The organism is uncultured Agrobacterium sp. (genome assembly GCF_913777885.1).
In the GTDB taxonomy this organism is placed as follows: domain Bacteria; phylum Pseudomonadota; class Alphaproteobacteria; order Rhizobiales; family Rhizobiaceae; genus Agrobacterium.
Genome location: NZ_CAJYTV010000011.1, coordinates 175,663 through 197,760, shown reverse-complemented (window position 1 = coordinate 197,760; position 22,098 = coordinate 175,663). Strand labels below are relative to the sequence as shown.

Sequence of the window (22,098 nt, the reverse complement as noted above, 5' to 3'; positions counted from 1 at the left end):
ATTGGCGTAAAATTATCTGTCTGAACAAATACTCGCTCAAGCGACCTAAAAGTTCAACACTTTATTAATGCGAGACAATTTCCGCTTTGAAATATGGTTAAATGTAGCGTGCTGATACAAACTGCGATTGGCGCAGTGCGAGGTACAGCGCGCCGCGCTTACTGTTGACGCACTACCAATGCTCTATCGGCTTTGATCTATACATCATGCCTTCCGCTCAGGCGGCGGCAGCAACGACGCGATTGCGACCGCTTCTTTTCGCTTCATAGAGCGCACGATCCGCCTGACGCATCAATTGCTCGGGACTGTCGACACCGGCAAGGTTTGAGGCAATGCCCATGGATGCGGTAATCTGCAAGTGCTGTCCCGAACGCAGAACGAAGGGGCGATCCTCAATAATCGAACGCAAACGCTCTGCGACCACGGCAGCGGTCTCCAGCGACGTATCCGGCATCACCACGACGAATTCCTCGCCGCCATAGCGGCAGGCAAGATCGGCACCGCGCACTGTTGAGCGCAATCGGCTGGCAAATTCCTTCAACACTTCGTCGCCTGCCTCGTGGCCGTAGAGATCGTTCACCTGCTTGAAGCAATCAATATCCGTCATGCAAACGGATATGTCTCGTCCACGAAGCGCTGCGCGGTTGAAAAGCGTCTTTAGATGAAGATCGAGATAGCGGCGATTGTTGAGACCCGTCAGTCCATCGATGACCGCAAGCTCCATGGTCTGTGCCAGATCTTCACGCAACCTGTCATTGAAGCGCTTTCGCTTGATCTGCGAGAGTGTGCGTGCGACGAGTTCGTTTGGATCGATGGGGCGAATGATATAGTCGTTGACACCGAGATCAAGCGCGCGGACCACCATGGCATCGTCGTTCTGTTCGGTGACGATCAGAAGCGGCAGAAAGCGCGTTCTGTCGAGCGAGCGCAGTTGAGAACAAAGCCTCAACGGGTCGAAGTCGTCGAAATTGGAGTTGATGATCACGAGATCGTAGGGATTTTCGGTCGCCTCGAAAATCGCGTTTGAAGGATCGCTCCAAGCGCAAACCTCGGCAACCGGCTTCAATGCCTTGACGATCCGCTCTTGCGAACTGGCTCGTTCATCGATCAACAAGATGCGGCCAGGCTTTTCTATGTGACCGTCTGCGCCGATGGATTCCTGAATATCGATCGATCCTGCTGTCTTCAACCTGTCACGCAACTCGTCGCTCATGGTCTTGAGACGTGCCAAGCTTTTGACGCGGGAAATCAGCTGCAGGTCATTGACGGGCTTCGTCAGAAAATCGTCTGCTCCCGCCTTCAGTCCTCGCACGCGGTCCGCTGGCTGATCCAGCGCTGTCACCATCACCACAGGGATATGCGCTGTCGCCGGATCGGCTTTCAGCCGCTCACATACCTCGAAGCCGTCCATTTCCGGCATCATGACGTCGAGAAGAATGACGTCGACTTGGCCGCCCGCGCAGATTGCCAAAGCATCGCGACCATTATCGGTGCAGACCACATCGAAATAGTCCGCCAGAAGGCGGGCCTCAAGAAACTTCAGATTAGCTTCTATGTCGTCGACGACCAGTATTCTAGCAGTCATTCGGTCGCCCCTGTTGCCTTATGCATCGCCGAGATAGGTCTTGATCGTCTCTATGAACTTCGGAACGGATATTGGCTTGGAAACATAGGCCTCGCAACCGCCCTGGCGAATGCGCTCCTCGTCTCCCTTCATGGCGAAAGCCGTGACGGCAATCACGGGAATCACATGCAGTTCGTCATCTTCCTTGAGCCATTTGGTGACTTCAAGTCCCGAGACTTCGGGCAATTGAATATCCATAAGAATGAGATCAGGACGGTGCTTGCGGGCAAGCTCGAGAGCTTCCATGCCGTTACGCGTCTGTATGGTCGTGTAACCGGATGCCTCGATCAGATCACGAAAGAGCTTCATATTGAGCTCGTTGTCTTCAACTATCATGACCTGCTTGGGCATGGCGGCAGTCCTTGTTACGCTTTGAAACCTTCCCCTGGGCATATAAGTTGCCACAGAACCGATTCCATTATCCCCTGCCGAGGGAGGCTAATGCGATTTGGTTGAAAAATAGGTAACTTCCGGAAAGAAATGCAGCGCTCGATGAAAAACGGAAAGTCACTGGTCAAGGACCCCGAGGAAACAGTCGCGGCCATACTGGGATGGCTGGCGAACGAACCGGATATTCTTGCCCGGTTTCTGGCATTGAGCGGCCTGCAGCCCAACATGCTGCGCGCCGCCATACAAGATCCAGGATTTCTGGCTGGCCTGACCGACTTCGTCATGAATCACGAGCCTGATCTGATGGCGTTCTGCGAAGCGTCCGGGTTCAACCCGGAAGATGTTCAGGCTGCCTGGCACAGATACTCCGGTCCCGGTCTCGATTCCGGCGTTTATTGACATCCAAAGCGACAGACCGCGCTCTTGAGATTCAAGAGATCCACGACTAAAGTCAGAGCCGTTCTCTTTTTGTTTCGTGGCCATGCCTTTGATTTCGAGCGACCATCCCGGTTTTTGTCGTGACTGCCTGGCTGGTCAGCCGGAGAGAATAAGGCGTTGCCTCGCATGTGGCAGCCCGAGGCTGCTCTATCATGACGAACTCTACGATCTCACAATAGCCCATATCGATTGCGACGCTTTTTATGCTTCTGTGGAAAAGCGCGATAATCCGGAGCTCATCGACAAGCCAGTGATTATCGGCGGCGGCAAACGCGGCGTTGTATCGACCGCATGCTATATTGCCCGTATCCATGGCGTGCGCTCCGCTATGCCTATGTTCAAGGCGCTGGAAGCCTGTCCTGACGCCGTGGTCGTCAAGCCGAACATGGAGAAGTACAGCCAGGTCGGTCGCCAGATCCGCGCCATGATGCAGGATCTGACGCCGCTGGTCCAACCGCTGTCGATCGATGAGGCCTTTCTCGATCTCTCCGGCACAGAGCGGCTCCATCACGATCCACCCGCACGCGTATTGGCGCATTTCGCTCGTAGGGTCGAAAAAGAAATCGGCATCACGGTTTCGGTCGGCCTTTCTTACTGCAAGTTCCTGGCGAAGGTGGCATCCGATCTTCAAAAGCCACGCGGCTTTTCTGTAGTGGGCGAGAAGGAAGCAACGCGCTTTCTCGCCACACGTCCAGTCACCACAATATGGGGCGTCGGCAAGGCCTTCGCCGCCACGCTGGAGGCAGATGGCATACGAATGATCTCCCAGCTGCAGGACATGGAAGAAACGGAGCTGATGCGCCGCTACGGCAGCATGGGGCAACGCCTGTACCGGCTTGCCCGCGGGATCGATGATCGTGACGTCCACACCAACGACCCGGCAAAGAGCGTTTCGGCAGAGACGACCTTCTTCAATGACATATCGCGGTACGACGATCTTGTGCCTATCTTGCGGGCGCTTTCGGAGAAAGTCGCCTGGCGATTGAAGAAGAACGCCACTGCCGGACAGACGGTCGTGCTGAAGATGAAGGCGGCGGACTTCAAGTCCCGCAGCCGCAACAAGCGGCTGGAAGATCCGACGCAACTGGCCGACAAAATTTTCAGAACAGGGCTTTCCCTTCTCGAAAAGGAAACTGACGGGACGAAATTTCGTCTCATCGGTATCGGCGTGACCGATCTTCGTGATCCGGCTCAGGCAGACCCTCCAGACCTCGTGGACAAATCGGCTGGCAGACGGGCAGCAGCGGAGGCGGCGATGGACAAGCTGAGAGAGAAGTTCGGAAAGGGCACGGTGGAAACCGGCTATACCTTCGGCGCCAAAAAATGACTCCGCTACACGGCTTCGTGATCGCAGTTAAAAGCTTCCTTAAATGAGCTGCCTTAAATGTAGCGATCTGACTGGCGCGGATCGTGCGCTTCAAGTCTCCCTTGCACGCTGTCAATCGGCGGCATGTTGTGTATCGCGTTGGAGCAAACATGATGTTGCGTAGCCTTGTAGGAGCCTGCCTCCTCTCCTCCTCCGTCCTCGTGCAAGCGGCGATTGCCGGTGATGCGCGTAGCTTACAGGTCGTCGTTTCGAAGAACGAGCAGACGCTGTCTCTTTACGAGGATGGCAACGTCATCGCTACATCGCGCGTGTCTACCGGCAAGTCCGGACACGAAACGCCGAGCGGCATCTTCTCTATCCTGGACAAGCGCAAGTATCACGAGTCCAATATTTACTCGGCAGCTCCCATGCCGTTCATGCAGCGGCTGACTTGGTCGGGAATTGCGTTGCATGAAGGCCACGTCCCCAACTACCCGGCCTCTCACGGCTGCATTCGCCTGCCGGCCAAATTCGCAAAGTCGCTCTATGGCATGACCGGCAGGGGCGTCCACGTGATTGTCTCCAGTAAGGATGTTGCCCTGCGTCGGATCGACCACCCTGCCCTTCTCCAGCCAAAGTCTGCCGATGAAGGGCGCCTACTCGCCGATGTCGAGATGCGCCCCGCCACTTTCGATACCTCGCTAAAGCTGGTCGAAGTTGCGGTGAATGAAAAAACCAGTTCTGTTCCTGCGTCGGTCACGCAACGAAAGTCAATCGGAGCGCCTTTGCGCGTCCTGATCACCCGTCGCGGTGACCGGGAGAAAACCATGGATGTGCAGCGCCTCTTGACGAGCCTGGGTTTTGACGCCGGTGCGGCAGACGGATACGCGGGACAGATGACCATCAATGCCGTCAATGGCTACAAGCGGTGGAAGGGGATGAAAACCACTGGCCCGCTTCTGACCGCCGAGTTTGTCGATGCTGTCTATGCATCGGCTGGCGCGGATACGCCAGCTGATGGACAATTGATGGTGCGGCAGAATTTCAAGCCGCTCTTCGAAGCCCCTATCCACATAAAAGATCCGCAGGTCGCGCTCGGCACGCATTTCTTCGAGGTCATCGATATCGACGGCGAGAAAGCAGAGTGGAACGGCCTGACACTCGAGAACCATCTTCCAAATGCCGCACGCAAGCGCCTTGGTATTAACGTTTCCGACGCACCGGGCGGATACGACCAGCTGACGGCAGCACTCGATCGCATCGATATTCCGGCAGATGTCCGCGAGAGATTGGAAGAGCAGCTTTCCGTCGGAAGCTCGATCACGGTATCCGATCTAAGCCACGGACTTGAGACGGGTCAGGGCACGGACTTCGTCACCGTTACGCGTGATTGACACGCCGGCTCCGAGTTCGGACAGCAGTACAGGCGGGCGTAACAATCTGAAGCGTGTCGTCCTCGCAAAACGGCTGCGCACCTTTGCGTGCGACCATGCTTAGGAACCACTTCTGCCCCGGCAACGTTTAGAAGCTCATCAATTCGCTTGGGAAGCCGTGACTATGAACATGAAATATCTTGCAGCAGCGATTGTTGCGCTGGCCTGCGTTTCCGCCGCGGAAGCGCCGAAAAATTATAGCGTCTATGGCGGACCGGCGGTTGAGAGCGATCCCATCATCCTGAACGTGTTCGACCATGCGCTCGCACGCTGCAGCGTCGAGGCAAGCGTACCGCAACGTGGCACCACGTTCACCAACTCATATTATTATAACGCAGCCTTGCGCGCATGCCTGTCGCGGCACGGATTTATCGATAACGGTGCCTATGCCTATCCGGCAAACAGCCTGTTTTGATCGGAAAGCGGGTGAACGGATCTCACCCGCTCCCTCATCACCTCACACGAGTTCGACATCGACGACACCGGGAGCGGAGCGCAAAGCAGCTGCTATCTCCGGGGAAATACGATATTTATCGGTTAGTTCGACTTCGATTTCACGTTGCCCTTCATCCTTTATCACGATGAAGTAGACCGACCCGTCACCTCTGGCATTCAGATGTCGCGCCACGGTTTTAAGCGGGCCGGAATCCCGAACATAGACGCGCAACGCCTTTTGCATCTGCACGGATTTTTCCTCGAGCGATTGCGCCGTCTGGATGCGCAGCCCGATACCTTCCGGTCGTTCTTCCGCCTGAACGGTAATGACCAGCGATTTTCCGACCTCTAGCAGATCGCGATATTGGCCAAGTCCTTCTGAAAACAGCACGGCCTCGTACTGGCCGGATGCATCGGAGAAGGTCACGATTCCCATCTTGTTGCCGGTGCGGGTCTTACGCTCCTGCTTGCCAGTGACTGTACCTGCAAGACGACCAACCGTTGCTCCCTGTTTCACCGCTGCGGAGAAATCAGCGATGTTCTGAACACGAAGTTTGTCGAGCACGGTCCGGTAGGTATCGAGCGGGTGGGCAGTGAGATAGAAGCCCAGCACCTGATATTCGCGCAGTAGCTTTTCGGAGGCCAGCCATGGCTGGTAGGCGGGCAGCACCAGCTTCTCCGGACCGGTTGCCGCGCCTGAGCCGAACATGTCGTGTTGGCCGGTAACACGGCTTTCCTGGGCGCGTTGGGAGTAGCCAATAATGCGATCGAGACCGCCGATCAGTTCGGCGCGGTCTTTGCCGAAGCAATCGAATGCGCCTGCGTTGATCAGGCTTTCCAGAACGCGGCGGTTGATCTGCTTGGGATCGATCCGGAGGCAGAAATCTTCGAGACTTGCGAAAGGCGTATCGCCGCGCACTTCGACGATATGATCGACCGCACCCTCGCCCACGCCCTTCAAGGCTGCCAGCGAATAATAGATGCGGTTCTCACCCGTTTCGAAACGACGGAAGGATGTCTGGACAGATGGTGCGACGATCTCGATTCCCAGACGCGCAGCATCCTGGCGGAAATCATTGACCTTTTCGGTATTCGCCATATCAAGCGTCATCGAAGCGGCAAGGAACTCCACCGGGTAGTGCGCCTTCATATAGGCGGTCTGATACGAAACGATGGCGTAAGCGGCGGCGTGAGACTTGTTGAAGCCATAATTCGCGAACTTGGCGAGGAGATCAAAGATCGTGTCGGCCTGGGCCTTGGAGACATTATTGCGGATCGCGCCTTCAACGAAGCGCTCCCGCTGTTTGTCCATTTCTTCCTTGATCTTCTTGCCCATGGCGCGACGCAGGAGGTCGGCTTCACCAAGAGAATATCCAGATAGAACCTGGGCGATCTGCATCACCTGTTCCTGATAGACGATAACACCCTGCGTTTCCTTCAAGAGATGGTCGATGGTTGGATGGATCGACTCGATTTCCTCTTCGCCATGTTTGCGGGCGTTGTAGACCGGAATATTTTCCATCGGGCCAGGACGATAGAGCGCGACCAGCGCGATAATGTCCTCAATGCAGTCCGGACGCATTCCGATGAGCGCCTTGCGCATGCCGGCACTTTCCACCTGGAAGACGCCGATCGTCTCGCCGCGCGACAGCATCTCATAGGTCTTCTGATCATCCAGCGGAATGGCAGCAAGGTCGACATGGATGCCGCGCTTGGCGACGAAGTCGACCGCAACCTTCAGGACCGTCAGCGTTTTCAGTCCGAGAAAGTCGAACTTCACCAGCCCGGCGCTTTCAACCCACTTCATGTTGAACTGGGTGACAGGCATGTCGGATCGCGGATCACGATACATCGGCACGAGCTTCGACAGAGGACGGTCGCCGATAACGATACCGGCGGCGTGGGTAGAGGCGTGGCGATAAAGACCCTCGATTTTCTGGGCGATATCCAGAAGCCTTGCGACGACCGGTTCCTTGTCCGCCTCCTCCTGTAGACGCGGCTCCTCTTCGATCGCCTTGGAGAGTGGAGTCGGGTTGGCCGGATTGTTCGGCACCAGCTTACAGATGCGGTCCACCTGACCGTAGGGCATTTCCAGCACGCGACCAACGTCGCGCAAGGCCGCACGGGCTTGCAGCGACCCGAAGGTGATGATCTGCGCCACTTGCTCGCGACCATATTTACGCTGCACATAGCGGATCACCTCTTCGCGGCGATCCTGGCAGAAGTCGATATCGAAGTCGGGCATCGAAACGCGTTCGGGATTAAGGAAACGTTCGAAAAGTAGCGAGAAGCGGAGCGGATCCACATCTGTAATTGTTAATGCATAGGCGACGAGTGATCCCGCACCCGAGCCACGACCGGGGCCGACCGGAATATCTTGCTGCTTTGCCCATTTGATGAAGTCGGCAACGATGAGGAAATAGCCAGGAAACTTCATGCGTTCGATGACGCTGAGTTCAAAATCCAGCCGATCCCGGTATTCCTGCTCCGTATAACCGGGCGCCATGCCGAGCGCTGCCAAACGCATGTCAAGACCTTCGACGGCCTGGCGGCGAAGTTCCAGCGATTCTGCGCGTTCGGCCTCTTCCGGATCGTCACTGGCGCCGGTAAAGCGCGGCAGAATGGGCCCACGCTTCTTGAGAACATAGGAACAACGCTGGGCGATCTCGACCGTGTTTTCGATGGCTTCGGGGATATCCTTGAAGAGTGCCACCATCTCATCGCGGCTCTTTAGATAATGATCGGGAGTCAGACGAAAACGGCTATCGTCCGAAACGATCGCATTATGAGCGACCGCCATAAGGGCGTCATGGGCCTCATAATCCGCCTTGGAAGGGAAGAAGGCCTCATTGGTGGCAACCAGAGGAATATCGTGCTCATAGGCAAGCGCTATCATGCGGCGCTCATGCGCACGATCGTAATTGCCCTGACGTTGAAGCTCTATATATAGCCGATCGCCAAAGATCTCCTTCAGCGCGAGAAGCCGGCTCTTTGCCTGAGCGGCATGCCCTTCTTTCATTGCCATGTCGATAGGACCGCCGGATGCGCCTGATAGTGCTATCAAGCCGGCATTGCTTGCTTCTTCCAGCCAGGACTTGGCGATATTGACCGCATGGCCGCTGCCTTCACCGTCGAGATAGGCGCGACTGATCAAATCAACCAATCGTTCATAACCGTCAGCATCGGCGGCCAGGAGAACAAGAGACGGCAACTTGACCAGATTGTTGCCACCTCGCCTCTCCTCTACGACGTCCTGCATATCTATGGAAAGCTGACACCCGATGATCGGCTGCAGTCCTTCGTCTCGCGCCTTCTCCGAGAATTCCAGCGCAACAAAAAGGTTGTTTGTATCAGTGATGGCAATAGCGGGCTGAGAATCGCCAACAGCTTTTGCCATGATCTTTTTAAGAGGAAGCGCGCCTTCAAGCAGCGAATAGGCAGAATGGACTCGAAGATGCACGAAGCCGGGAGATTCCAAGAGCACGCCCGAAAGGTTCTGCCCGTCAAGATTATCGTCCATTTTGCCCGCATTCCTGTCATTTCTGAATCGGGCTTATTTTGGTCCCTTCGGGCGGCAAAGTCCACCGCGAACGGGTGTCCGTACACTGCAATCGTCAAGATACCGAAGGGTCGAAACTCACATGGATGTGAGGATAACCGAGAAGCTGGCAACGAACACAGCGATGGACGTGAAGGCGGCAAGGTCACGGATGAAATCAGTCATTTGTCTCTCCTTACTTGTTATGTTCCAACTTTGTTCTCATTTTGTTTCCATGTCAACAGATTTCTTCGGACTGTCCTATTGCCAACGTGCGCAGACTCGTCCGGGTTCCGCCGATCGAATCATTGGCAAAACAAAACCCCGCCTGAAGGGTCAGACGGGGTTCCTGTCATGAATCAGCCTGTGCGGTTGACAGACACTCTGAGTGTTAGAATTCGACGATCTTGCCTTCGCTCAAGGTAACGCGGCGGTCCATGCGTGCGGCCAGATCGTGATTGTGCGTTGCAATCAGCGCGGCAAGACCGGACTGGCGCACAAGTGCTTCCAGAGCATCGAAGACATAGGATGCCGTTTCAGGATCGAGATTGCCTGTCGGCTCGTCTGCCAGCAGCAGAAGCGGGGCATTGGCAACCGCTCTCGCGATCGCCACACGCTGCTGTTCGCCGCCCGACAGTTCAGCCGGGCGATGTTCCGCCCTGTGGCCGATGCGCATATAATCCAACAGCGCCTTGGCACGAACCTGCGCTTCCTTCGGAGCGAGACCCGCGATCATTTGCGGCATCATGATGTTTTCAAGCGCCGAGAATTCCGGCAGCAAGTGGTGGAACTGATAGACGAAGCCGATGTCGCTGCGGCGGATCGACGTGCGCTCCTCATCAGACAGCGTGCCGCATGGCTTGCCATTGATGAACACCTCGCCCGCATCTGGGTGCTCGAGCAGACCGGCCAGATGCAGAAGCGTCGATTTCCCCGTTCCGGAGGGCGCGACAAGCGCGACGATCTCACCGCTTCTCAGCTCGAAATTTGCGTCTTTCAGAATGGAGAGACTCGTCTCCCCCTGACCGTAGGTCCGTTCCACGCCGGAGAGCTGTAAAGCCATTTTTTTTGCCATGGTGCGAGGCCGGTCCTTATTCATATCTCAGGGCCTGGACAGGATCTAGCTTCGACGCACGCCAAGCGGGGAAGATCGTTGCCAGGAAGGACAAAGTCAGCGCCATGACGATGACCGTGATCGTCTCGCTCAAAGCCATCTCAGCTGGAAGCTGGCTGAGGAAATAAAGCTGCGGATCGAACAGAACCGTGCCGCTGATCCATGAGAAGAACTGGCGGATCGATTCCACATTGAGACACACGACAACGCCAAGCGCCACGCCCGCAAATGTGCCGACGATACCGATAGCCGCACCTGTCATGAAAAAGATGCGCATGACAGCGCCCGAAGTCGCACCCATTGTGCGCAGGATGGCGATATCGCTGCCCTTGTCCTTCACCAGCATGATAAGGCCGGAAATGATGTTGAGCGCCGCGACCAGAACGATCAGTGTCAGGATCATGAACATGACGTTGCGCTCCACCTGCAGGGCGGAGAAGAAAGTCTGGTTCCGCTGTCGCCAGTCGGTGATATAGACTTGGCGACCGGCAGCAGCCTCCACCAGAGGTCGGATACCATCGACATCGTCCGGATGGCTGACGAAAAGCTCGATCGACTGGACGATGCCTTCCGAATTGAAATAGAGCTGCGCTTCCGAAAGCGGCATATAGATCATCGAGGCGTCATATTCCGACATGCCGATCTCGAAAACACCGGAGATCGGATAGGACTTCACGCGAGGATTGACACCCATGGGTGTCACGTCACCTTCCGGTGAAATGAGCGTAATCTGGTCCCCTACTGTCACGCCAAGCTGCGCGGCTAGCCTTGAACCAACCAGAACACCCTGCCCTGACATGAAGCCGACGAGATCGCCAGCTTTGACGTTGGTAGAAATTTCCTTGATCTTTTCGAGATCTTCGGGCCGCACGCCCCGGACTAGGGCGCCACTGCCCGCACCGTTGCGACCAGATGCCAGCGTCTGGCCTTCCACGAGCGGCAAGGCCATCGTCACGCCCGGCACTCCGGCAAACTTCTTCGCCAGTTCATCATAATTGTTGAAGGGCTGGTCGATCGGCTGAACGATCATGTGACCGTTGATTCCCAAAATACGGGAAATCAGCTCGGTGCGGAAACCATTCATGACGGCCATGACGATGATCAGCGTCGCAACGCCGAGCATAATGCCGACGAAGGAGAAGCCTGCAATGACAGATATGAATGCTTCCTTACGGCGCGAACGCAGGTAGCGCCAGGCCACCATGCGCTCGAAAGCCGAAAACGGCCGTGCCGCCCCATCCTTCACGGATGCCACAGCACCGTTGTCAGCCTCGGCTTTTGCCATGTCTACTCCTTGTCGGCCTTTCAGCCGAGAACTCTGTTCATTGCGGCTTCCACCGTCACGTTCTCACGTGCGCCGGTTTTGCGGTCCTTCACCTCGACCTCGCCGGCAGCAATGCTGCGTGGGCCGACGATGATCTGCATAGGCACGCCGATGAGATCGGCCGTCGCGAACTTCTGGCCCGCGCGGTCATCCGTATCGTCGTAAAGAACATCCTTACCGGCATTGGACAGCGCGTAATAAAGCTTTTCGCAAGCCCCGTCGCAGGCCGCATCACCAGCCTTCATATTGATGATGACGACATCGAAAGGCGCAACCGACGCCGGCCAGATGATTCCGTTCTCGTCATGCGAGGCTTCAATGATGGCGGGAACAAGGCGTGTCGGTCCGATGCCATAGGATCCCATGTGGACGGGATGTTCCTTGCCGTCAGGCCCCTGAACCTTGGCACCCATCGGCTCGGAATATTTGGTCCCGAAGTAGAAGATGTGGCCAACTTCGATGCCGCGAGCAGAAAGACGGTCGCTCTCGGGAATTGCGTTGAAGGCAGCTTCGTCGTGCATTTCGGACGTTGCGGCATAGTCTGCCGTCCATGTATCGAAAATGCTCTGCAGACCGGCAACGTCATCGAAATTGGTATCATCTCCGGGAATGCCCTGCTCCAGGAAGCTCTTGTGGCAGAAGACTTCCGATTCACCGGTGTCTGCCAGAATGATGAATTCGTGGCTGTGATTGCCGCCGATCGGGCCAGTATCGGCGCGCATCGGAATTGCGCGCAGGCCAAGGCGCGAGAAGGTGCGCAGATAGGCTGCAAACATCTTGTTATAGGAGTGGATCGCGGCTTCCTTCGTCAAATCGAAGGAGTAGGCATCCTTCATCAAGAACTCGCGCGAACGCATCGTGCCGAAACGAGGACGCACTTCGTCGCGGAATTTCAGCTGGATATGGTAGAGGTTCAGCGGCAGGTTCTTGTAGGACTTCACATAGGAGCGGAAGATGTCCGTGATCATCTCCTCGTTCGTGGGGCCATACAACATCTGACGATCCTGGCGGTCCTTGATGCGCAGCATTTCCTTGCCGTAATCGTCATATCGACCGCTCTCCTGCCAGAGCTCAGCCGATTGTAGCGTTGGCATCAACAGCTCTACTGCGCCGGACCTGTCCTGCTCCTCACGAATGATGCGGTTCACCTTGTCCATCACCCGCTTGCCCAGCGGCAGCCAGGAATAGATGCCCTGGCTCTGCTGACGGATCATCCCTGCACGCAGCATGAGGCGGTGAGAAACAATTTCAGCTTCCTTGGGATTTTCCTTCAGGATGGGCAAAAAATAACGGCTGAGACGCATGACTATTTCCTGGGTGCGGCGACCCGCCATCTACTGGGAATCGCCAGAATTAAAGGATATTTCCGCCGTACATAACCGTTTCTCCATCAGAAGGAAACCCGCTCGATCGGGGCGCTCTAAACAGCATTCACATGAACGTGAGAATAGGTCTTTCGTCACTGCACGGTTTCAGGCGAAATAATTTTGCGGGTGACCTGCGACATAATGTTCGTGGGGAAATTTTTTGCCCACTGTAACAAAATTGCAAAAAACGTGGTGACAAAGTGGAATCTTTGGGCTAGTTTCAGCTTACAAAAGAGGCAGGAAGTTTAAATTTCTGCCGTCTTCGCGGTCAGTCTTGGGAGGATGAGATCTTAGGCGCGCTTGTTCGCTGCCCCGGAAACGGAAACAGATCACGCGAAACTGAAAAACAAGGCCTAACCGCCTTGTTTTTTTTTGCTCTAAAATCCGTGTTATTTCAGCGAGTTGGTTGCCGAGACCTGATCAAACAGCTTTTGCTTTTGGCGGATGTGCGAATCTCGCCCACAGAAATGTAACATTCGTATGACGGACACTGACGCCTATACGGACACCAGCCCCCGCTCCATCTCATAAGATCAATCATAAACGGGAATGATACGTGGCAAATCATCAAGGCTGACACCAAAGTACAAGGTGACGCCATACCAGAGTGCGCAGAGCAATATCGAGATCAGGGTCGTGAGGATCAGGATTTTGGCGCCTTGGAAACGACTAGGCGCGCTCGCCACTGTGCCCAGCGTCACGTCGCCGTCATCCATCTGGGTTCTAAGGCCAATCGGCAGCACGACAAACAGAACCGTCCACCAGACGATGAAAAAAACAGCAACGACCGACAACCACGGCATTTGGAACCTCCCCCTTGAAGAACCGGCGTTCCTCGTCTCCTCATGGTGCTGGAAACACGCTGGAAGCAGACGGAGCAGCTAGTAAACGATTCCTACAACACAAGCCCCAGAATCGGAATCGATTTTCGGGGGCATCGTCAGATTGAAGAGGATAGAGCGTCCTCTGTGGATCTCATCATGCGCTTGGTACTCCCGGCGCAGACGTTAGTTTTCGAAACAAACCCTCGTTCAACTCTCTTCCAACTCCACCAGCGTACCGCAGAAATCCTTCGGGTGAAGGAAGAGCACAGGCCTTCCATGGGCGCCTATCTTCGGTTCTCCATTGCCGAGAACGCGTGCGCCGGCGGCCTTCAAACTGTCGCGGGCAGAGATGATATCTTCCACTTCGTAACAGATGTGGTGCATGCCGCCGGACGGATTCTTTTCCATAAATGCTGCGATGGGCGAGTTGCCGTCCAATGGCTCAAGCAGTTCGACCTTGCTGTTGGGCAGGTTGACGAACACGACGCGCACCCCATGTTCGGGCAAAGTCTGCACCTGCGAGACAGCAGCGCCCAGGACATCGCGATAGGTGGTGGTTGCCGCCGCAAGGTCGGGGACAGCGATCGCAATGTGATTGATCCGTCCGAGCATGGTCATCCTCCCAATTTCCTGGCCGAACATCATCTAAGACGCTGACATCGTCGGTGATGCGCGTTTATCCCAACGCGCATCACCGAACTTATCGTCAAATCTTCGTCACGAATACCGTGACGATCGGCTTTTTGCCCCATGTCTGATTGGCGGCGGCGCGCACGGCGCGACGGACCGCTTCGCGCAGCAGGTCCAGATCCTTGCGGCGAGCGCGCGGGATGCTTTCAATGGCACCGAGGACGGCATCGTAGAGCGTGTCTTCCATTGCCTCGCCTTCGTCGTCAAATTCAGGAAGACCGAAAGGAACCACGTCCGGATCGCCATGAAAATCGTAGCGGCTGTCCAGAACGACATTGACCGAGACGTGACCTGCGAAGGAAAGCTTGCGGCGATCACCGATACCCATTTCCTCGAAGTCGCCGACAAGACGACCATCCTTGAAAATGCGTCCGTGCGGCGCATCGTCGATCACCTCCGCCGGTCCAGGTGCCAAACGAAGAATATTGCCGTTGCGCACCTTTGGAACCTGCTTGATACCGGCCTGCTCCGCCAGTTCCTTCTGGGCCACGAGATGTGCTGCTTCGCCATGCACAGGCACGAGGATCTTCGGCTTGGTCCACTCATACATGCGCAAAAGCTCGTTGCGGCGCGGGTGGCCAGAGACGTGAACCAGAGCCTCGTTATCGGTGATGATGTGGATGCCCTGCTCTATCAGACCGTTCTTGATATCGAGAATGGCCTTTTCGTTGCCAGGTATAGCACGCGAGGAAAAGACGACCGTGTCGCCCTTGGCGAGCGCTACATTGCGCATTTCATCGCGGGACAACTTGGCAAGTGCTGCACGCGGCTCACCTTGCGAGCCGGTGAGGATGACCACAACCTTGTCCCGAGGAATATAGCCGTATTCATCTTCAGCCAGGAACGGCTTGATGCCTTCCATAATGCCGAGATCCTGCGAAACATTGACGACCCGCTTGAGTGACGAGCCGAGGAGCAGTACTTCCCGACCAGCGCGCTCCGCCGCCTGCGCAATGGATCGAATACGGCCGACATTGGAGGAGAAAGTCGTGATTGCGACGCGGCCCTCGGCATTCTCGATGATTTGACGAAGCCCTTCTGAAACCTGCTCTTCCGAGGGAGAAACACCGTCACGAACAGCATTGGTGCTGTCGCAGAGCAGCGCCAGCACCCCCTCCTCCCCGATGGCGCGGAAACGAGCTTCATCTGTCAGCGGCCCCAAAGACGGCGCATGATCGATCTTCCAGTCACCGGTATGGACCACATTGCCAAGCGGAGTGCGGATGACGAGTGACATGGGTTCAGGGATCGAGTGGTTGACGCCGATGGCCTCGATCTCGAACGGACCGAGATTGATGCGATCGCCCGCTTTGAATGGCGAAATCGGGATTTCCGCGCGCGTGCCCTCATAGTTGCGCTTGGCTTCCAGCATACCCGCGGTGAAGCCGGAGGCGTAAACAGGCACATTGAGACCCGGCCACAGATCGTTCAGCGCGCCGTAATGGTCCTCATGGGCGTGGGTGATAATGATACCTTTGAGGTTTTCCCGTTGCGCTTCGATGAAGCGGATATCGGGCAGCACGAGATCAACGCCAGGCAGATCGAGGCCTGCAAAGGTCACGCCGCAGTCCACCATGATCCATTGCCGTTTGGCAGCAGGACCATAACCATAAAGGGCGAGGTTCATGCCGATTTCGCCCACGCCGCCAAGCGGCAGGAAAACCAGTTCGTCTTGTTGAGACATGTCTTTATCCAATCTGCAATGTGCAATGGGCGCGGGTTCAAAACTGCGCTCCCGATTGCACTGACCGCGCCGGACTTATCGAAACGTCGAAATACCGGGCCGACGCGGACCGGATGAACGCCCTGATTTCACGAGCGACAGGGATGCTCCAAACTCGAAGACCAAAGTGGCACGCATCGAGCGCGCCGTACTTCAGCCGAAAAATACATCGCCAGCGGCGATCGCCCGTCTGGGGCCATCGTCCTCATCCAGCAACAGAAAACCTTGATCATCTATTCCTGCAAAACGCCCGCCGATGGAGTGGTCGGGAAAGTTGACGGTGATGTGTTCGCCAATTCCGCAAGCGGCTGCACGCCAATCCCGCATGACCTCGGTCACGCCACGGCCTTCGTTCCAGACGGCGAGAACCTCAGCCGTCTCACGATAGAGGTGGGCAAACAGTTCGTCCGGTCCGCAGGACGCGCCATGCTCGGAAAGCATGGTGACGGGATAAAGAGGGTTATCCGGTTTATGGGCAATGTTGATGCCGATGCCGATGACGATCGCGCGGCGACCATCTGACAACTGCTCAGCCTCCATGAGAATTCCGCAGGTCTTCATTCTGCCAATGAGAATATCATTCGGCCATTTGATTTCCAGTGAAGCGCCACCAAACGGCAAAACGACGCGGATCGCACGATGGACGGCGAGCGCAAAGGCAAGCGGCAATGAACCGAGCTGTTCCATCGGTGCGGGATCGATCAAAAGAAGAGACGCGTAGAGATTGCCAGCTTCAGAGACCCATGGCCTACCGCGGCGGCCCTTGCCGCCAGTCTGGCGAATAGCGGTTATCCAGAGATTGCCGCTGTCGCCCGAGCGCGCCCGGGCGAGGCATTCGACATTGGTGGAAGATGTTTCCACCAATGCCTCGTGCCGGAAGTCATCGAGCGACAACCGGCGCTGTTTCATAAGGTTTTCGCTCAAAAGAACGTCTTCGCCGCAGCTGTCACGGCGTTACCGAGCATGCCACCGAAGAAGATGAAGGCAACGACGAAGAGACCCGATAATGCGTAAACGATCCGTAGCTCGCCCGCAGCCTTTTCAAACCCACCCTTGGCCTCGTCGAACCACATGACCTTGACGATGCGCAGATAGTAATAGGCACCGACGACGGATGCGATCACGCCGATCACGGCCAGGGCATAGAGCTTGGCTTCGATGGCAGCCAGGAAGACGTAGTATTTGCCGAAGAAGCCTGCGAGCGGTGGGATACCTGCCAGTGAGAACATCAGAGCCGTCAGCACCAGAGCCATGAACGGGTTTGTCGAAGACAGACCAGCCAGATCATCGACATTCTCGACATTGCCGACTTCCTTGCGACGCATGGCCAGAATGCAGGCGAAGGTACCGAGCGTCATGCCCATGTAGACAGCCATGTAGATCAACACGCCTGCAACACCATCCTGCGTACCTGCGGCAAGACCGACAAGAGCATAGCCCATGTGACCGATCGACGAGTAGGCCATCAGGCGCTTGATGTTCTTCTGACCAATGGCAGCGAACGAGCCAAGCAGCATCGAGGCGATCGACACGAAGACGACGATCTGCTGCCAGTCGGTGAAGACAGGCTGGAACGCGTCAACGACGATGCGAACGAAGATCGCCATGGCGCCGATTTTTGGAGCGGCGGCAAGGAACGCAGTCACGGGGGTCGGCGCGCCTTCATAGACGTCCGGCGTCCACATGTGGAACGGCACGGCGGAAATCTTGAACGCCAGACCGGCCAGCACGAAGACCAGACCGAAGACGAGGCCGAGCGAACGGGTTTCGGAGGAAAGAACGGTTGCGATTTCCTGGAAGCCGGTGTTGCCGGTAAAGCCATAAACCAGCGACATGCCGTAAAGCAGCATGCCGGAAGACAGTGCGCCGAGAACGAAGTACTTCAGACCGGCCTCTGTCGAGCGCAGGCTTTCGCGGTTGATCGCGCAGATGACGTAGAGCGCCAGCGACTGAAGCTCGAGTGCCATATAAAGCGAAATCAGGTTGTTGGCGGAAATCATCAGCAGGATGCCGAGCGTCGCCAGAACCAGAAGCACCGGATATTCGAAGCGGCCGATCGGCTCCACGCGGCTGTGGCCGACCGAAAGGATCATGGCGACGATCGAGCCGATCAGCGCCAGGATCTTCATGAAGTTGCCGAAGGCATCGGCGACGTAAACGCCGCCGAAGGCCAGGCCGCTTGCAGGGGCGAAGATGATCCACAGGCCGACGACAACCAAAAGCGCGACGGCAAGACCCGTCACAGTGTTGGTCGACTTGTCGCCGGAGAAGACGCCGATCATGAGCAGCGCCAGCGCACCGATCGCAAGGATCAGTTCGGGCGTCGCGATGCGCAGACTGGCAAAAAGAAGTTCAGCGGTCATATCCCACGGGTCCTGTCGTCAGTTCAGAGAAAGCGCAACATTCTGCGCTGCCTGCAATGCGGCTGTATAATTATTGATCACGAGATCTACCGATGCCGCCGTCGCATCGAAGACCGGTGCCGGGTAGACGCCGAAGAAGATCGTCAGCACCACGAGCGGATAAAGGATTACCTTCTCACGGGTGTTGAGATCGAGCATCGCCTTCAGGCTTTCCTTCTCAAGCGCACCGAAGATGACGCGGCGGTAGAGCCACAGAGCATAGGATGCAGAGAGAATGACGCCGGTTGCGGCAAAGAGTGCCACCCAGGTGTTGGCGCGGAAGACACCGACGATCGTCAGGAATTCGCCGACGAAGCCAGAGGTGCCAGGCAGACCGACATTGGCCATCGTAAAGACCATGAAGGCCACAGCATATTTAGGCATGTTGTTGACGAGGCCGCCATAAGCCGCGATCTCGCGGGTGTGGAGACGGTCATAGACGACGCCGACGCAGAGGAAGAGCGCACCCGATACGATACCGTGCGACAACATCTGGAAGATCGCACCCTGCAGACCCTGCACATTGGCGGCGAAGATACCCATCGTCACGTAACCCATATGGGCGACCGAGGAGTAGGCGATCAGCTTCTTGATGTCTTCCTGCATCATTGCCACCAGAGAGGTGTAGATGATGGCAAGGACCGACAGCGTGAAGACGAAGGGTGCGAAGTGTTCGGATGCCAGCGGGAACATCGACAGCGAGAAGCGGATGAAACCGTAGCCACCGAGCTTCAGCATGACGCCAGCCAGGATGACAGAGCCTGCGGTCGGCGCCTGAACGTGCGCATCAGGAAGCCAGGTGTGGACGGGCCACATCGGCATCTTCACCGCGAAGGCTGCGAAGCAGGCCAGCCAGAGCCACGTCTGCATGCCAGCCGGGAAGCCGTGCTTCAGAAGCTCGGTCATATCTGTCGTGCCAGCCTGCCAGTACATCGCCATGATAGCGAGCATGGTCAGAACGGAACCCAGAAGCGTGTAGAGGAAGAACTTGTAGGACGCATAGACGCGATCCTTGCCGCCCCACACGCCGATGATGATGAACATCGGGATCAGCGTTGCTTCGAAGAACACGTAGAAGAGAACGGTATCAAGCGCCACGAACACGCCGATCATGACGACTTCCAAAAGAAGGAAGGCGATCATGTATTCCTTAAGGCGCTTCTCGATCGAATCCCAGCTTGCAAGAACGCAGAAGGGCATGAGGAACGTCGTCAGGATGACGAAGAGCATGGAGATGCCGTCAACGCCCAGATGGTAGGCAGCGATGCTGCCGAACCAGTTGTGCTTCTCGACCATCTGGAAGCCGGGGTTCGAATTGTCGAAGCCGACCCAGATCAAGAGCGAGACGATGAAGGTGAACACCGTCGTCAGAAGCGAGACGTTGAGAATGTTGCGGCGCCCGAACGGGCCGTTTTCATTCGTCAGAAGCAGGAGCACCACGCCGACGAGCGGCAGGAAGGTGACCGTTGAAAGAATGGGCCAATCGGTCATCAGAGGGCACTCCCGAGCATCATCCAGGTGACTAGTGCTGCGATGCCGATCAGCATCGCGAAAGCATAGTGATAAAGGTAACCGGACTGCAGACGGACGACACGGTTGGTCACGTCAACCACGCGCGCTGCAATACCGTTGGGGCCATAGGCATCAATGACAGCCACATCGCCCTTCTTCCACAGGAAGCGGCCAAGCGCCTTCGCGGAGCGAACAAAGAGGAAGTCATAGAGTTCGTCGAAGTACCACTTGTTCAGAAGGAACTGGTAGAGGCCACGATGGGTCTCTGCCAGACGCTTCGGCGTCTGTGGCGACTTGATGTAGAAGTACCAGGCGGTGACGAAACCGAGAAGCATGGCGATGAAGGGGCTCCACTTGACCCAGAGCGGCACGTGGTGGAACTCTTCGAGAATTTCGTTGGACGGAAGCGTAAATAGCGCGCCCTTCCAGAATTCCGCATATTCGGGGCCGAAGAAGTAGCCTTCAAACACGACACCGGCAAAGATAGCGCCCACTGTCAGGACAAAGAGCGGGATCAGCATTACCATCGGCGATTCATGGACGTGATGCATGACGTCCGCAGAAGCGCGCGGCTTGCCGAAGAATGTCATGAAGGCCAGACGCCAGGAGTAGAAGCTGGTGAAGAGCGCTGCGACGACCAGAAGCGTGAAGGCGAAACCAGCAAGCGGGCTATGCGACGCAAAGGAGGATTCGATAATCACGTCCTTGGAGAAGAAGCCGGCAAAGCCGATCATCGTTCCAGGAATACCAACGCCCGTCAGAGCAAGCGTGCCAACAGTCATCGTCCAGAAGGTGATCGGGATGTGCTTACGAAGACCACCCATGTAACGCATGTCCTGCTCTCCATCCACAGCGTGGATGACCGAACCGGCGCAAAGGAACAGCAGCGCCTTGAAGAAGGCGTGGGTGAAGAGGTGGAAGACGGCGGCGCCATATGCGCCAACGCCAAGCGCCACGAACATGTAGCCGAGCTGCGAGCAGGTCGAGTAGGCGATAACGCGCTTGATATCGTTCTGCACCAAACCGACGGTCGCGGCAAAGAAGGCGGTAATTGCGCCAATCAGCGTGACGAAGGTGAGCGCGGTCGGAGACAGTTCGAAGATCGGCGACATGCGCGCCACCAAAAAGACGCCCGCGGTCACCATGGTTGCAGCATGGATAAGAGCCGAAACGGGGGTCGGGCCTTCCATGGCGTCAGGGAGCCAGGTGTGCAGCAGGAACTGCGCAGACTTACCCATAGAGCCCATGAACAGCAGAAGGCAGACGGCGGTAACTGCGTGGGCCTTGTCCAACTGCATGCCGAAGAGGTTGATCACCGTTTCCGTGGCGGCCGCGCCATCGGCAGGCAGATAAGAACCGGCCGTTGCGAAGATCGTTTCGAAATTGATCGAACCGAACAGAACGAAGAGACCGGAGATGCCAAGGATGAAGCCAAAGTCACCGACGCGGTTGACGATGAAAGCCTTCATGGCAGCAGCCGATGCAGACGGCTTCTTGAACCAGAAACCGATCAGCAGATAGGACGCCAGACCAACTCCTTCCCAGCCGAAGAACATCTGCAGCAGGTTGTCGGAGGTCACCAGCATCAGCATGGCGAAGGTAAAGAGCGACAGATAGGCGAAGAAACGCGGACGATGCGGATCATGATGCATGTACCCGATGGAGTACAGATGCACGAGACAGGACACCGTGTTGACCACGACGAACATAACCGCGGTCAGCGTGTCGATGCGGAACGCCCATTCGACGTCGATGCCGCCGGACTGGATCCAGCGCAGTACCGGCACCTTGATGACCTCGCCGGTCTCATGGGTCAGAAGCGCGACGTCGAAGAAGACGATCCAGGAGAGAACCGCGACCACGATCATCAGACCGGTGGTGACATATTCCGAGGCCTTGGCGCCGATGGATCGGCCGAAAAGACCAGCGATCAGGAAGCCGATCAGCGGAAGAAAGACGATAGCCTTGTAGATCATAG

Annotated in this window: 17 protein-coding genes; 4 read left to right on the top strand and 13 right to left on the bottom strand. The window is 56.5% G+C overall.

Annotated features, from left to right (window positions below; genetic code table 11):
• Window positions 1-217 precede the first annotated feature (217 nt).
• Both QZ869_RS09460 and QZ869_RS09455 read right to left on the bottom strand, forming a co-directional pair.
• A complete protein-coding gene (locus tag QZ869_RS09460) occupies window positions 218-1,585 on the bottom strand; it encodes a PleD family two-component system response regulator (RefSeq protein WP_296104213.1) in 1,368 nt (455 codons plus the stop codon).
• A gap of 18 nt (window positions 1,586-1,603) precedes the next feature.
• Complete coding sequence (locus QZ869_RS09455; protein ID WP_034854043.1) at window positions 1,604-1,975, bottom strand: response regulator; 372 nt, start codon at window positions 1,973-1,975, stop codon at window positions 1,604-1,606.
• Between the two features lie 141 nt (window positions 1,976-2,116).
• On the opposite strand from QZ869_RS09455, the gene QZ869_RS09450 reads away from it, so the two are divergent.
• From QZ869_RS09450 to QZ869_RS09435, 4 genes are all read left to right on the top strand, one after another.
• Window positions 2,117-2,413 carry a DUF3572 domain-containing protein gene (locus QZ869_RS09450; RefSeq protein ID WP_296037897.1) on the top strand — a complete coding sequence of 99 codons (297 nt, stop codon included), beginning with the start codon at window positions 2,117-2,119 and terminating at the stop codon, window positions 2,411-2,413.
• A gap of 82 nt (window positions 2,414-2,495) precedes the next feature.
• Window positions 2,496-3,779: a DNA polymerase IV gene (locus QZ869_RS09445; protein ID WP_296100654.1), complete on the top strand. Its 1,284-nt coding sequence runs from the start codon at window positions 2,496-2,498 to the stop codon at window positions 3,777-3,779.
• Between the two features lie 149 nt (window positions 3,780-3,928).
• Complete coding sequence (locus QZ869_RS09440; RefSeq protein WP_296104210.1) at window positions 3,929-5,152, top strand: L,D-transpeptidase family protein; 1,224 nt, start codon at window positions 3,929-3,931, stop codon at window positions 5,150-5,152.
• A 163-nt stretch (window positions 5,153-5,315) separates the two neighbouring features.
• A complete protein-coding gene (locus QZ869_RS09435) occupies window positions 5,316-5,606 on the top strand; it encodes a hypothetical protein (protein ID WP_363315123.1) in 291 nt (96 codons plus the stop codon).
• Between the two features lie 42 nt (window positions 5,607-5,648).
• Here QZ869_RS09435 and dnaE read toward each other — a convergent pair whose 3' ends face one another.
• From dnaE to nuoL, 11 genes are all read right to left on the bottom strand, one after another.
• Entirely contained in the window at window positions 5,649-9,146 is a 3,498-nt protein-coding gene (dnaE, locus tag QZ869_RS09430; protein ID WP_296104207.1) for a DNA polymerase III subunit alpha, read from the bottom strand.
• A gap of 409 nt (window positions 9,147-9,555) precedes the next feature.
• Window positions 9,556-10,239, bottom strand: coding sequence for an ABC transporter ATP-binding protein (locus QZ869_RS09425; RefSeq protein ID WP_296020941.1), 684 nt, complete (start codon window positions 10,237-10,239; stop codon window positions 9,556-9,558).
• Between the two features lie 16 nt (window positions 10,240-10,255).
• Window positions 10,256-11,563: a lipoprotein-releasing ABC transporter permease subunit gene (locus QZ869_RS09420; protein WP_296020942.1), complete on the bottom strand. Its 1,308-nt coding sequence runs from the start codon at window positions 11,561-11,563 to the stop codon at window positions 10,256-10,258.
• Between the two features lie 20 nt (window positions 11,564-11,583).
• Window positions 11,584-12,906 carry a proline--tRNA ligase gene (proS, locus tag QZ869_RS09415; protein WP_296104205.1) on the bottom strand — a complete coding sequence of 441 codons (1,323 nt, stop codon included), beginning with the start codon at window positions 12,904-12,906 and terminating at the stop codon, window positions 11,584-11,586.
• A 596-nt stretch (window positions 12,907-13,502) separates the two neighbouring features.
• Window positions 13,503-13,772: a DUF1467 family protein gene (locus tag QZ869_RS09410; protein WP_296082869.1), complete on the bottom strand. Its 270-nt coding sequence runs from the start codon at window positions 13,770-13,772 to the stop codon at window positions 13,503-13,505.
• 228 nt (window positions 13,773-14,000) lie between these two features.
• Window positions 14,001-14,405, bottom strand: a complete 405-nt coding sequence (mce, locus tag QZ869_RS09405) for a methylmalonyl-CoA epimerase (protein ID WP_296082900.1) — start codon at window positions 14,403-14,405, stop codon at window positions 14,001-14,003.
• Between the two features lie 94 nt (window positions 14,406-14,499).
• Window positions 14,500-16,167: a ribonuclease J gene (locus QZ869_RS09400; protein WP_296074887.1), complete on the bottom strand. Its 1,668-nt coding sequence runs from the start codon at window positions 16,165-16,167 to the stop codon at window positions 14,500-14,502.
• A 192-nt stretch (window positions 16,168-16,359) separates the two neighbouring features.
• Window positions 16,360-17,115 carry a biotin--[acetyl-CoA-carboxylase] ligase gene (locus tag QZ869_RS09395; protein ID WP_296074908.1) on the bottom strand — a complete coding sequence of 252 codons (756 nt, stop codon included), beginning with the start codon at window positions 17,113-17,115 and terminating at the stop codon, window positions 16,360-16,362.
• A gap of 11 nt (window positions 17,116-17,126) precedes the next feature.
• The gene (nuoN, locus tag QZ869_RS09390) at window positions 17,127-18,569 is read right to left on the bottom strand and encodes an NADH-quinone oxidoreductase subunit NuoN (protein WP_296020953.1); all 1,443 of its coding nucleotides are present in this window, start codon (window positions 18,567-18,569) and stop codon (window positions 17,127-17,129) included.
• An 18-nt stretch (window positions 18,570-18,587) separates the two neighbouring features.
• Entirely contained in the window at window positions 18,588-20,099 is a 1,512-nt protein-coding gene (locus QZ869_RS09385) for an NADH-quinone oxidoreductase subunit M (RefSeq protein ID WP_296020955.1), read from the bottom strand.
• Complete coding sequence (gene nuoL / locus QZ869_RS09380; protein WP_296104202.1) at window positions 20,099-22,096, bottom strand: NADH-quinone oxidoreductase subunit L; 1,998 nt, start codon at window positions 22,094-22,096, stop codon at window positions 20,099-20,101. The genes QZ869_RS09385 and nuoL overlap by 1 nt, the downstream gene beginning before the upstream one ends.
• Window positions 22,097-22,098 lie beyond the last annotated feature (2 nt).

What these genes read in the sequence shown, in the direction of transcription:
- QZ869_RS09445 (WP_296100654.1), top strand. Translation starts at nt 2,496, where the DNA reads ATGCCTTTGATTTCGAGCGACCATCCCGGTTTTTGTCGTGACTGCCTG.
- nuoN (WP_296020953.1), bottom strand. Translation starts at nt 18,569, where the DNA reads ATGACCGCTGAACTTCTTTTTGCCAGTCTGCGCATCGCGACGCCCGAA.
- proS (WP_296104205.1), bottom strand. Translation starts at nt 12,906, where the DNA reads ATGCGTCTCAGCCGTTATTTTTTGCCCATCCTGAAGGAAAATCCCAAG.
- nuoL (WP_296104202.1), bottom strand. Translation starts at nt 22,096, where the DNA reads ATGATCTACAAGGCTATCGTCTTTCTTCCGCTGATCGGCTTCCTGATC.
- QZ869_RS09395 (WP_296074908.1), bottom strand. Translation starts at nt 17,115, where the DNA reads ATGAAACAGCGCCGGTTGTCGCTCGATGACTTCCGGCACGAGGCATTG.
- QZ869_RS09400 (WP_296074887.1), bottom strand. Translation starts at nt 16,167, where the DNA reads ATGTCTCAACAAGACGAACTGGTTTTCCTGCCGCTTGGCGGCGTGGGC.
- QZ869_RS09420 (WP_296020942.1), bottom strand. Translation starts at nt 11,563, where the DNA reads ATGGCAAAAGCCGAGGCTGACAACGGTGCTGTGGCATCCGTGAAGGAT.
- QZ869_RS09450 (WP_296037897.1), top strand. Translation starts at nt 2,117, where the DNA reads ATGAAAAACGGAAAGTCACTGGTCAAGGACCCCGAGGAAACAGTCGCG.
- QZ869_RS09385 (WP_296020955.1), bottom strand. Translation starts at nt 20,099, where the DNA reads ATGACCGATTGGCCCATTCTTTCAACGGTCACCTTCCTGCCGCTCGTC.
- QZ869_RS09440 (WP_296104210.1), top strand. Translation starts at nt 3,929, where the DNA reads ATGATGTTGCGTAGCCTTGTAGGAGCCTGCCTCCTCTCCTCCTCCGTC.
- QZ869_RS09410 (WP_296082869.1), bottom strand. Translation starts at nt 13,772, where the DNA reads ATGCCGTGGTTGTCGGTCGTTGCTGTTTTTTTCATCGTCTGGTGGACG.
- QZ869_RS09425 (WP_296020941.1), bottom strand. Translation starts at nt 10,239, where the DNA reads ATGGCAAAAAAAATGGCTTTACAGCTCTCCGGCGTGGAACGGACCTAC.
- dnaE (WP_296104207.1), bottom strand. Translation starts at nt 9,146, where the DNA reads ATGGACGATAATCTTGACGGGCAGAACCTTTCGGGCGTGCTCTTGGAA.
- QZ869_RS09435 (WP_363315123.1), top strand. Translation starts at nt 5,316, where the DNA reads ATGAACATGAAATATCTTGCAGCAGCGATTGTTGCGCTGGCCTGCGTT.
- QZ869_RS09460 (WP_296104213.1), bottom strand. Translation starts at nt 1,585, where the DNA reads ATGACTGCTAGAATACTGGTCGTCGACGACATAGAAGCTAATCTGAAG.
- QZ869_RS09455 (WP_034854043.1), bottom strand. Translation starts at nt 1,975, where the DNA reads ATGCCCAAGCAGGTCATGATAGTTGAAGACAACGAGCTCAATATGAAG.
- mce (WP_296082900.1), bottom strand. Translation starts at nt 14,405, where the DNA reads ATGCTCGGACGGATCAATCACATTGCGATCGCTGTCCCCGACCTTGCG.